Source organism: Actinacidiphila sp. bgisy144 (assembly GCF_057708105.1).
The window spans coordinates 114,951-125,079 of record NZ_JBYIRM010000007.1; the positions used below are offsets into that span (position 1 = coordinate 114,951).

General features: G+C 72.8%; 11 protein-coding genes and 1 pseudogene. 8 read left to right on the forward strand and 4 right to left on the reverse strand.

Annotated elements, in window-relative coordinates; translation table 11 throughout:
- Nucleotides 1-169 precede the first annotated feature (169 nt).
- The 3 genes from AC3EVP_RS10795 (at nucleotide 170) to AC3EVP_RS10805 (ending at nucleotide 2,159) form a co-directional block, all read left to right on the forward strand.
- Nucleotides 170-649 (forward strand): DUF7144 family membrane protein, encoded by a 480-nt coding sequence (locus AC3EVP_RS10795; protein ID WP_335970616.1) that lies wholly within the window; start codon nucleotides 170-172, stop codon nucleotides 647-649.
- Nucleotides 646-1,707: a rod shape-determining protein gene (locus AC3EVP_RS10800; protein ID WP_335970615.1), complete on the forward strand. Its 1,062-nt coding sequence runs from the start codon at nucleotides 646-648 to the stop codon at nucleotides 1,705-1,707. The genes AC3EVP_RS10795 and AC3EVP_RS10800 overlap by 4 nt, the downstream gene beginning before the upstream one ends.
- A gap of 83 nt (nucleotides 1,708-1,790) precedes the next feature.
- Nucleotides 1,791-2,159, forward strand: coding sequence for a VOC family protein (locus AC3EVP_RS10805; protein WP_435128494.1), 369 nt, complete (start codon nucleotides 1,791-1,793; stop codon nucleotides 2,157-2,159).
- Nucleotides 2,160-2,166: 7 nt separating this feature from the next.
- On the opposite strand, the gene AC3EVP_RS10810 is transcribed toward AC3EVP_RS10805, so the two are convergent.
- The 3 genes and pseudogenes from AC3EVP_RS10810 to AC3EVP_RS10820 form a co-directional block, all read right to left on the reverse strand.
- A complete protein-coding gene (locus tag AC3EVP_RS10810; protein WP_435128497.1) occupies nucleotides 2,167-3,201 on the reverse strand; it encodes a DUF2786 domain-containing protein in 1,035 nt (344 codons plus the stop codon).
- 31 nt (nucleotides 3,202-3,232) lie between these two features.
- Nucleotides 3,233-4,156, reverse strand: a complete 924-nt coding sequence (locus AC3EVP_RS10815; RefSeq protein WP_335970606.1) for a M56 family metallopeptidase — start codon at nucleotides 4,154-4,156, stop codon at nucleotides 3,233-3,235.
- A 128-nt stretch (nucleotides 4,157-4,284) separates the two neighbouring features.
- Nucleotides 4,285-4,665 (reverse strand): annotated as a pseudogene (locus tag AC3EVP_RS10820) (BlaI/MecI/CopY family transcriptional regulator); the annotation flags it as partial.
- Nucleotides 4,666-4,866: 201 nt separating this feature from the next.
- Here AC3EVP_RS10820 and AC3EVP_RS10825 point away from each other — a divergent pair.
- The 3 genes from AC3EVP_RS10825 to AC3EVP_RS10835 all read left to right on the forward strand — a co-directional run bounded on the left by AC3EVP_RS10825 (nucleotide 4,867) and on the right by AC3EVP_RS10835 (nucleotide 7,152).
- On the forward strand, nucleotides 4,867-5,544 hold the full coding sequence (locus tag AC3EVP_RS10825) for a DedA family protein (RefSeq protein ID WP_435128877.1): 678 nt from the start codon (nucleotides 4,867-4,869) through the stop codon (nucleotides 5,542-5,544).
- Nucleotides 5,541-6,116 (forward strand): phosphatase PAP2 family protein, encoded by a 576-nt coding sequence (locus AC3EVP_RS10830; RefSeq protein WP_335970604.1) that lies wholly within the window; start codon nucleotides 5,541-5,543, stop codon nucleotides 6,114-6,116. Before AC3EVP_RS10825 ends, AC3EVP_RS10830 begins: the two co-directional genes overlap by 4 nt.
- 115 nt (nucleotides 6,117-6,231) lie before the next feature.
- A complete protein-coding gene (locus AC3EVP_RS10835; RefSeq protein WP_435128501.1) occupies nucleotides 6,232-7,152 on the forward strand; it encodes a phosphotransferase enzyme family protein in 921 nt (306 codons plus the stop codon).
- 5 nt (nucleotides 7,153-7,157) lie between these two features.
- Here AC3EVP_RS10835 and AC3EVP_RS10840 read toward each other — a convergent pair whose 3' ends face one another.
- Complete coding sequence (locus AC3EVP_RS10840) at nucleotides 7,158-8,498, reverse strand: NsdA family TPR-like regulatory protein (protein WP_435128504.1); 1,341 nt, start codon at nucleotides 8,496-8,498, stop codon at nucleotides 7,158-7,160.
- A gap of 235 nt (nucleotides 8,499-8,733) precedes the next feature.
- Between AC3EVP_RS10840 and AC3EVP_RS10845 the strand changes: the two genes are divergently transcribed.
- Nucleotides 8,734-9,618 carry a helix-turn-helix domain-containing protein gene (locus tag AC3EVP_RS10845; protein WP_435128507.1) on the forward strand — a complete coding sequence of 295 codons (885 nt, stop codon included), beginning with the start codon at nucleotides 8,734-8,736 and terminating at the stop codon, nucleotides 9,616-9,618.
- Nucleotides 9,615-10,124: a hypothetical protein gene (locus AC3EVP_RS10850; protein WP_435128510.1), complete on the forward strand. Its 510-nt coding sequence runs from the start codon at nucleotides 9,615-9,617 to the stop codon at nucleotides 10,122-10,124. The genes AC3EVP_RS10845 and AC3EVP_RS10850 overlap by 4 nt, the downstream gene beginning before the upstream one ends.
- Nucleotides 10,125-10,129 lie beyond the last annotated feature (5 nt).

Below are 10,129 nucleotides of genomic sequence, written 5' to 3' on the forward strand. Positions count from 1 at the left end.
CGCCCCCGTACCGCGCCTCCGCGCCGTACGGGGGCGGTGCGCGTACCACGCCCGGCCCCCGCCCGCCTAAGCACGCGGCCGCGCCCCCGCGCGGACCGACCCGTACGGCGGCAGCCCGTTCGGCGCATCATCACTGGCCCGGCCCGCAGGACGGGCCAATCCTCGTGTCATGAGCCACTCTCCTTCAGAAGGACCGTCTTCCGGGTCGATACCCCAGGGCTCCACCGGCCGTGACCCGCGCGAGGACACCCGCAGCGCCTGGGCCACCGGTGGCGCCGTCTTCGCCGGGCTGATGCTGATGATCAACGGCGTGCTCGCCGTCCTCGAAGGAATCGTCGGCATCGCCAAGGACTCCGTCTACGTGCGTACCCGCGGTGACTACGTCTACAAGTTCGACGTGACCGCCTGGGGGGTCATCCACCTCGTCCTGGGCGTGATCGCCCTGCTGGTCGGCTACTTCCTGCTGCGCGGTCTGTCATTCGCCCGCTACATCGGCATCTTCATCGCCGGGCTGAACCTGATCGCGAACTTCATGTTCCTGCCCTACCAGCCGATCTGGGCGATCGTGATGATCGCGATCGACACCTTCGTGATCTGGGCGCTGGCCACCTACCACCCGCGGAACCTGCCGTACGGGAGCGCACTGTGAACCCCAACCCCACCTTCCTCTCCCCCACCCTGCCCCAGCTGCGCCGCTGCACCGTCGCGGTGGACATCGGTGCCGCCCGCACCCGGGTCCACCTGCGCGGCAGCGGCGTCGTCGTGGACGAGCCGAGCGTCGCCGCGGTGGACGTCCGCACCGGCGCGCTGATCGCCGTCGGCAAGAACGCCGAGCTGATGGCCGGCCGCACCCCCGCCCACATCCGGGTGGTCCGCCCGGTCTCCGGCGGCGTCGTCGTGGACGTCGAGATGGCCCAGCGGATGCTGCGGCACGTGCTGGGCGACAAGCTCGGCCGGCGCTGGCTGCGGCTGCGCGGCACCGCGGTGATGCGCGCCGCGGTGTGCATGCCCCACAACAGCGCCCCGGTCGCCCGCCGCGCCGCCGTCGAGACGCTGTACGGGCTCGGCGCGCGCCGGGTGGAGCTGGTGGACACGCTGATCGCCGCCGCGGTCGGCTGCGGCCTGCCCGTGGAGCACCCCGAGGCCACGATGATCGTGGTGTGCGGCGCCGGTACGACGCAGGTCGCGGTGCTGTCCCTCGGCGCGATCGTGGCCGCGGAGACCGTGCCGGTCGGCGGCGAGGCGATCGACCGGTCCGTGGTGGACCACCTGCGCAGCAACCACGCGCTGATGCTGCCGAGCCAGGCGGTGCGGCCGCTGCACCAGGTGCTCGGCGCGGCCGCGGCCGGCGGGCCCACCACCACCGAGGTGTACGGCCGGGACATGGCCAGCGGTCTGGCCCGCTCGGTGCTGGTCGAGACCGAGGTGGTGCGCAACGCGATGCGGACCCCGCTCAACGCGGTGCTCGACGGCATAACCTCGGTGCTGCGCCGCTGCGCCCCCGACCTGGTCTCCGACCTGGCCGAGCGCGGCATCATGCTGGCCGGCGGCAGCGCGCAGATGCCCGGCCTGGACCAGATGCTCCGCGAGGCCACGAACATGCCGGTCCACGTCGCCCCCGGCCCCGACACCGTCGCCGTCCGCGGCCTGGGCGCGATGATCGAGGGCAAGGTCCGCCCGATGGTCCTCACCCCCCTGGCCACCTGACTCCCCCGGGCCCTTGCCCGGTTCGGCCCGGGCCCGGCACACTGCGCCGGGCGGACGTGGATCAACGGCGAAGGGTGCGCGGCATGCTGAGGGTCGGTTCCGTGGTGCTGGGCGCCGCCGACGTGGCGCGGGCACAAGCGTTCTGGACGCGGGCGCTGGGCTATGTGCCCCGGGAGGCGCCCGAGGACGACTGGGTCGTGCTCGTGCCCGCCGACGGAACCGGGCCGCAGGTCGCGCTCCAGCGCAGCGCGACCGAGGTCCAGGACCACCCGCGGGTGCACCTGGACCTCTACGCCGACGACGCCGCCGACCAGGCGGCCGAGGTCGAACGGCTCCTGGCGCTGGGCGCACGGCGGGTGGAGTGGGACAGCTACCCGGACGACGCGGACTTCGTGGTACTCGCCGACCCCGAGGGAAACCGCTTCTGCGTCATCGACACCGCCCGCGGCTGAACCGCCCTCAACTTCCGCCGAGGCGGGCGTGGTCGGCGGCGGTGCGGCCGTCGCGCCAGCCGTCGGGGTCGCGGCCCTTGAGGCGGGTCGCTGTGGTGCGGGGGAAGAGGCGGCGCGTGGTGTCGCGCACCGCGAGGTCGCGGGCGGCGAGGGCGGGCAGCAGGGCGGGGCCGGCGGTGCGGGCGGCGTCGGCGACCTCGGCGCGCGTGGCGGCGGCGAGCCGCTCGCCGATCCGGGCGGCGTAGGAGATCAGGAAGGACTCCCGGAAGTCGCGGGAGCGGGAGGTGCGGCCGCGGTGCAGGGCGCGGTCGGCCTGCACCAGCAGCGAGGTGAAGAGCACCTCGACCGCCTCCAGGTCGGCGCGGTGCCCGACGACGGTGGAGAACCCGTACTCCGCGGACCAGACGGACTCGCAGGCGTTCGCGGCCGCGACCGCGTCCAGCAGCAGCGCCTTCGCGCCCTCGTAGGGGCGGTCCACGCCGATCCGGCGGGTGGTCGGGGCGTCCGGGCCGGTGCCGCCGGCGGCCGCGAGGGCGGCGGTGTCGATGCTGTGCCGGGCCATGAGCTGCTGGGCCTTCGCCGACAGCGCCTCGGCCTCCTCGGGGAAGCCGGTGGACTCGGCCTTCGCGAGCAGCGCGCGGATACGGGCGAGCGCCTTCCCGGTGGTGCCTGCGGCGGCCCCTTCCCCCGGGTGCGGGGGTGGAGGCGGGGTGAGGGCGGTGATCGGGGGGAGGGTGGCGTACAGGCGCAGCAGCTCGACGACGAGGAGGGCGGCCGAGAAGCGGTCGAGGCGCTGGTCGGCCACGTATGCGGCGAGCGCCTTGCGCCCGGGCCGCGCGGCGAGGGCCTCGGCGAGCCGGTGGTGGTCGGTGCCCAGCTCGCGCCCGGCCATCCGTACCAGGTCCGCGTCCTGCCAGCCGCGTGCCACCGCCTGCCGTACGACGTCCGCGTACGCCTCGGCGGCGGCGCCGGTCCACTGCTCCCCCGCCCCGGCGAGCCGGGAGGCCGCGACCTCCGTGTCCGCCGTATCGAGCCAGTCCATGCCCCCATCCTCCCGCACCCCGCGGGGCGGGCTAACGCGGTTCGCCCTGGGCGACCTCGATGGAGCCGTGGAGGTCGTAGGCGGCGTGCAGGGCGCAGCCGGCGGAGAGGGTGAGCGCGGCGGCGAGGAGGGCGGCGAGGGCGCGGGGGGCGCGGGCGCGGCGGGGGGTGAGGAGGGCGGAGACGCGCATGGGCACGGGCCCGGTGGTGGCCGAGAGGGCGGCGTGCGGCCGGACGGCGGCGGTGTGCCCGGCAAGGGCCGCGCGGCCGATCGCGAGGGCGGCCACCTTGCGGTCGCCGACGGCGGTGGCGGCGGCCTCGTCGGCGCCGCGCTCCAGGGCGTAGGACAGCGGCGTGCGCAGGACGCGCAGCGCCGGGTGGCAGGCGCAGGCGAGGGCGAGCACGGTGAGGAAGAGGTGGTGGCGTCCGGTGATGTGGGCGCGCTCGTGGGCGAGGAGGACTTCCCGTTCGGCCGGGTCGAGCGCCCGCAGCATCCCGGAGGTGACCACGATCCGCCCGGGCTGCCCGAAGCTGCCGGGCAGGGCGTACGCGTCGGCCCGGGAGTCGCTGAGCACGGTCAGGTCGCCGGCGGCGGAGCCGTAGCGGTCCGCCTCGCGCCGGGCCCGGGCGGGCAGCAGCAGGTGGCGGCGGACCTCCCGGACCAGCGCGACCGCGACGGCGGCGAGCAGCACGGCGGCCACGCAGGCGGCCGGCACGGTCACCTGGTCGCCGACCACGGGCAGCACGAGGTGGCCGAACGCGGCCACCGGCGGCAGCCGCAGCGCGCCCGCCCCGGCGAGCAGGCCGAGCGCGGCGGTACTGCACGCGGCGAGCAGCGCGGCGGAGGAGGCCAGCAGCCAGGCGGCGGCGCGCGGCGGGAGGGCGGCGGCCAGCCGGCGGGCGGCGGGGGCCGCGAGCAGCGGCAGCAGCAGGGGCAGCCAGACGGCGATGTTCACGGCGCCTCCCCGTTGCGTACGGCGGCCCCGCCGTCCACGGCCCCGCCGTCCGCTGCCCTGCCGTCCACGACCCTGCCGTCCACGGCCTCGTCCGGGCGGGGACCGGTGGCGCCGGGCGCCGCCCCCTCCGCCCCTTCCGCCTGCGCCAGCAGCTCGCGCAGCACCTTCTCGTCGTCCGGGTCGAGCCCGGAGACGAAGCGGGCCAGTACGGTGCCGCGGTCGTCGCTCGCGGACTTGTCCAGCTCGCTGCGCATCCGGCGGGCGGCCAGCCCCGGGGAGTCCTGGACCGGCAGGTAGGCGTAGCCGCGGCCGGAGCGGGCCCGGCTGACCGAGCCCTTCTCGTGCAGCCTGGCCAGGATCGTGGTGACGGTGGTGCGCGCGAGGGCGGTGCCCAGTTCGCGCTGCACGTCGGCGGGGGTCAGCGGGCGGCCGCCGGCGGCCCAGAGGGCGGCCAGGACGCTCGCCTCCAGCTCGCCCGCGGGGCGGCGGCCCGCGCTCGGCTCCGGCATGGCTCGATCGCCCCTTCCGGCCAGTTCGTCTACAGTGCTGTAGACCGACTACATCACTGTAGTCGGTCGGCGGCGCGGCACGCGCCCCCGGAACCATTATGGGAGGGCCCCACCGCCATGCCCCTGCCCGAGTCCGTCCACCTCGCCCATGGCGCGGTCCCGGCCGCGCACCTCGCCCCGCATCTCGCGGTGGACCTCGCGATGAATCCGCTCAGCGCGAACTCCGTCCTGGCGTCCTTCGGCGCCCTCGGCATCGCCGTGGTGCTCTTCGCCGAAACGGGGCTGCTGGTCGGGTTCTTCCTGCCCGGCGACTCGCTGCTGTTCACCGCCGGGCTGCTGTGCGCGCCGGGCGCCTCCGGCACCGTCCACCTCACGCTGTGGCAGGTGCTCACCGCCGCCCTCGCCGGCGCGCTGCTGGGCGCCCAAACGGGTTACCTGCTCGGGCGCCGCGCCGGGCCCGCGCTCCTCGCCCGCTCCCGGGCCCGCCGCCTGCACGAAGGCGCGGCCCGCGCCACGGAACTCCTCGCCCGCTACGGCCACGCCCGGGCGGTCGTACTGGCCCGCTTCGTGCCCGTCGTGCGCACCGTGCTCAACCCGCTGGCGGGGGCGCTGGCCGTCCCCGTCCGGACCTTCACACTCTGGCAGGCGGTCGGCGGCGCCGTCTGGACGGTCGGACTCGTGCTGGCCGGATACGCCCTCGGCTCCTCCGTCCCCAACGTCGACCACTACCTGCTGCCGATCGTCGCCGTCGTCGTCATCCTGTCGCTGCTCCCGCTCGCCCTCGAGCTGCGGCGCGGACGCCGTACGGGCGGCGACCGCGACCGCACACGTACCAACGGCGAGGGCCGCCACGCCGTCACCTCACGGGAGGGCTCATGAACGCCCAGTTCGACGCCGGCTTCTACCGCTGGGTGGTGCGGCTCGCGCAGCACACGCCCGGGCCGCTCGACGACGTCGTCCGCTTCTTCAGCGACTACGGGCTCGGGGTGTTCGCCGTCCTCATGGTCGGCGCGTGGTGGCGGGCGCGGGGCAGCGGTGACCGGCTGCGGATGGCGGGGGTGCTGGCCGTGCCGGTGGCCGTGGTGCTCGCCTACCTCGCGAACGACGCGGTCAAGTCCTTCTTCACCGAGCAACGGCCCTGCCAGACGCTGCACGTCGCGCCGACGGTCGAGGCGTGCCCCGCGCTCGGGGACTGGTCCTTCCCGAGCAACCACTCCGCCATCGCCGCGGCCGCGGCCGTAGCGCTTCTTCTCGTCGACCGGCGGCTCGGGTTGATCGCCGTCCCCTTCGCGCTCCTCCTCGGGGCGTCCCGGGTGTGGATCGGGGTCCACTACCCCCACGACGTCCTTGCGGGGCTCTTCCTCGGGACCCTGCTCTCCCTCGCCCTCCTCCCCCTCCTGCGCAGGCTCCTCCTCCCCCTGCCCGTGCCGACCCTCATCTCCGGCACGTAGCGCCGGCGCGCGTCGGATACCGTCGGACGGGCAGTCGCCGCGGGCACGCGGCAGCCTTGGCGCACGGCCGATGCCCCGTGGCACACGTGAAGCGAACCTGGAGAGTGGTGCCGGAATGCCGTCGTCCGAAGCCGCGACCGGACATGGGGGACTCACCTCCGCCCGGGGGCACCGGGTGATGGCGGAGGCGTGCCGCGCGGTGGGCCTGGACGCCGAGGGCGCCCGCCTGATCCGGCTCGGCGAGAACGCGTTGTTCCGGCTGGGCCGGCGCCCGGTGATCGTACGGATCGCGCGCTCCGCGGAGTATCTGGAAGCGGCACAACTGGAAGTGCGGGTCGCACGCTGGCTTGCGGACGAAGGGCTCCCCGCCGCACGGATCGTCGAGGATGTCGAGCAGACCGTCATGGTGTCAGGCCACCCGGTGACGTTCTGGCACCTGATCGAAGAAGGCGACCGGGAGGCGACCTACGGAGAGCTGGGCACGGTACTCCGTGACCTTCACGCGCTGCCCGTGCCTCGTGGCCTGGATCTGCCCCGGTTCGACGCTCTGGGCCGCTCGGCGCTGAGGATCGAGAAGGCCGTCGGCATCCCGGAGGAAGACCGCGACTTCCTGCGGAAACGTCGGGTCGAACTCGGCCGCTCGATGACGAAGTTGGACTTCGGTCTCCCGCGTGGGCCGGTCCACGGCGACGCCCACACGAGCAACCTGATGGTCGACCGCCAGGGCCGTGTCCACTTGATCGACTTCGAGACCTTCTGCTGGGACCACGGCGAGTGGGACCTCATGGTCGCGGCTCACGAATACGACCGTCTCGGCTGGATGTCCGACGCGCAGTACACGGCGTTCAGCAATGCGTACGGCCGGGATCTGCGGGAGTGGCCGGGCTTCGAGACGCTGTGTGCGATCCAGGAGTTCAAGATGACCACCTGGCTCATGCAGAACGTCCAGGAGAACGCGGAGACAGCCGCCGAGTACACTCGGCGGATCGCTTCGCTGCGAGATGACCGCACACCCCGCAACTGGCAGCCTGGATAGTCCCTTTACTCGTCTTCCGAATCGGCGAGCGCGACCCGCACATGCTCGTTGAAGTCGCGCACGACGGCGTGCGACGCGTGCGGTGAGATCCTCCGCTGGAATGCGGTGACGTAGTGCCTGAATCGGGCCGACCGCAAGGACTCCCCTTCCCGCACGGCTGTCGTGGCAGTCGCGACGGCGGCGTCCATGTCGCCGTTCAGATACTGGCTCTGCGCAAGGACCATCCGGCAGAACGCGAGTGTGCGGGCGTACTGGGGCGCGGTCTTCTCGACCGCGAGTTGCGCGAACCGCATCGAGTCGGCCGGACGCTCGAGGTCGCGGAAGCAGTGCGAGAACTCGCCGATCAGCTCGGCCTCGCCGAAGTAGGCGAGCCACTCCGGATCGGTGGCGGAGTCCGCCTGTTCGAAGTGGTGCTCTGCCTCGTTCATGGCGCGCGAAGCCCCGACGGAGTCCTGTGAGTTGGACAGGGCACGCGCCTCATGGGCGGCGAACATGGCGCGGGCACGCGGGGTTGCCCGGTACCGGCCTCCTTCGACAGCCGCCCGCGCAAGCCGGGCGGCTCGCGGGATTCTGCCCAAGTAGTTCGCCTGGTGGCTCATGTTGGCGAGAATCGTGGCGCCCATCATGCGGTCGTCGATGACCTGGGTAAGGCGCAGCGAAGCAAGCAGGTAGCGGTTGGCCAGCTGGTGATTGCCGACGTCGTAGGCGGTCCACGCCAGGACTTCGCCCATTTCGGCGGCCGCCGCGAAGAGGGACCTGCCGACCTTCTCGGAGTAGCCGCCGTTCAGCAGCGGCAGCACCTCCTGGCGGAAGTAGTGCCGAAGCGCGGCATGGCCGTGGCCGCCGCCGAACAGGAAGTCCAGCCGCATGAACATCGCGTTGGCCGTCCGTACGGCCGCCACGTCCCGCATGCCGATGCGCCGAGGCCCTTCTCTGCCGGTCGGCAGCCCGTCCGGGCGCGAGACCATCCAGGACAGGACCGCGGAGTCGACCTCGTTGTCGTGCGGCAGTTCCTCGGCGGGCGAGCTGTCCTCGGGCCGGAGCTGCGTCAGGCCGTCGAGGACGCCGAGCGCGTCAGTAAGGGACACGGCGTAGCTGATGCCGACTGGTGCCGGTCTGATCGTGAGGCCGACGAAGCCGAGGTCGGAAGCCGTGATCCGGCGGCCCAACTTGGCGCCGAGCGCTTCGGCTACGTAGGCCGCGTTGTCCGCCTGGATGCCTGCGCCGTCGAGCCAGCGCTGAACCGACACATGCGTCGTGCCGACACGCGCTCCGTGGCGCATCGCGACATCACGCACACGGCGGGCCAAGCCCTTGTTGGAAGCGCCGGCTTCCGCCATCAGCATGGCGAGCCGGTGGTTGGGCCCTCTGTCCATGATCCCCCCGCCATCGCACAGTGACGGCACGTGGCAATGCTGTCACGCAGCGATGGCGTGCGACAGGGGGTTCATCGATGAACCCCCTCGTCCCGCACCGAACCTCCCGTGCGAACGCACCCCTCGGCGAACGCTGCCGCTCCGGCTCACACCGCCGTTGACTTGCCTCCCGGACGACTCCAGAAAAAGAGAAAGGGGCATTCGTATGGCCGATGACGTAGGTGCGAGCGCCGGCGGCGGGTGGAGGAAAGGGATTCCGCAGGAGTGGTTCTCGGCGCGGGCGATGTACGCGTACCAACTCGCCGTGCTGCGGGAGAAGTCGGGGATGAGCCTGATGGAGCTCGGGAAACGGTGCACCTACGAGCAGTCGTATCTGCACCGGCTGGAGAAGGGAGAACGGCTGGGGCACGTGCTCGTGGCCCGCACCCTGGACACCGTGTACGGCACCGGGGACCTCCTGGAGCGGCTGTGGCACCTGGCCAAATACGAGTTCCACGACCGCCGACTCACCGGGGACATGGGACCGTACGAGGCGAAGGCCACCAACATCCTCGAATACGCCCCCACCACCCTCCCCGAGCTCCTCCGGACCAGCGCCTACACACGGGAACTCCTCCACCTCGCGCAGCTCGGCAACGAGCAGACGGACCAGCGGATCGAGGCCCTCCACGACCGGCAAGCACGCCTGACCAGTACGCGTGTGCGCTACCGGGCGTTGATCGACGAAGCGGCACTGCGCCGCACAGCACGGGACACGAAGACCTGGACCGCCCAGCTGGAGCACCTGATCGAGGCCGCCCAGTGGCCGGGCGTAGTCCTGCACGTGGTGCCGCTCGACGCCGGTCCCCACCACGTGCGCTGCCCCCTGGAGTTGGCCTACCTCCACGACGGAGGCGCCGTGGCCTCCATGCAGGGCGGCTGGCGCGACCACCTCACCGACGACCCCGAAGACATCGAATCCCTGCGCGGCATGCTGGACGCGCTACGCGACATCGCACTGCCCCCGGCGGCATCGCTCACCTTCCTCCGCGCCCTACTGGACGAGCACACCGCGCACGCCGACGAGCCGTCGAAGGACGTGGAACCGTGAACGGTCACGAAGACGCCGTTGCCGCGTTACGCACCACCGGCACACCCCGCACATGGCGCCTCACCGCCACCAACGGCGTGACCGTGTCGGGATACCTGCCTCCGTGGGTGTTCGAGGACCCCAGCGCCTCCGACGTCGCCCCTGCCCGTCTTCCCGTCGCCGCAGTCGATGTCGAGTTGTTCCACTACTTCGACGGCGTGCCGGGCTCCCTCACCGGCTCGGACCACGGTACGGACATCGACGGCTACGCGACGCCTTTCGGCGCGATCACCTGCCACCCCTGCGTCGACCGTGAATCCCCCGAGCGGCCCGTGCACCCGGTCCTGACCATCCAGGTCAGCGACACCGAGGAGACGATCTGCCACGACCCGGACGAACTCGCCGCGCTCATCACAAGGTTGCGGACCCGCATCGACTACCTCGACCAGCACGTCCGACCCGCGTTCACCGCCATCCACGACGACTGGGAATCCCACCACCGCACCGCGGCACAGCCGTTCTCATGAGCCGT

Excerpts from the sequence above, each read along its gene's own strand:
- AC3EVP_RS10845 (WP_435128507.1), top strand. The coding sequence starts at position 8,734 with ATGGCCGATGACGTAGGTGCGAGCGCCGGCGGCGGGTGGAGGAAAGGG.
- AC3EVP_RS10835 (WP_435128501.1), top strand. The coding sequence starts at position 6,232 with ATGCCGTCGTCCGAAGCCGCGACCGGACATGGGGGACTCACCTCCGCC.
- AC3EVP_RS10795 (WP_335970616.1), top strand. The coding sequence starts at position 170 with ATGAGCCACTCTCCTTCAGAAGGACCGTCTTCCGGGTCGATACCCCAG.
- AC3EVP_RS10805 (WP_435128494.1), top strand. The coding sequence starts at position 1,791 with ATGCTGAGGGTCGGTTCCGTGGTGCTGGGCGCCGCCGACGTGGCGCGG.
- AC3EVP_RS10825 (WP_435128877.1), top strand. The coding sequence starts at position 4,867 with ATGAATCCGCTCAGCGCGAACTCCGTCCTGGCGTCCTTCGGCGCCCTC.
- AC3EVP_RS10830 (WP_335970604.1), top strand. The coding sequence starts at position 5,541 with ATGAACGCCCAGTTCGACGCCGGCTTCTACCGCTGGGTGGTGCGGCTC.
- AC3EVP_RS10840 (WP_435128504.1), bottom strand. The coding sequence starts at position 8,498 with ATGCTGATGGCGGAAGCCGGCGCTTCCAACAAGGGCTTGGCCCGCCGT.
- AC3EVP_RS10810 (WP_435128497.1), bottom strand. The coding sequence starts at position 3,201 with ATGGACTGGCTCGATACGGCGGACACGGAGGTCGCGGCCTCCCGGCTC.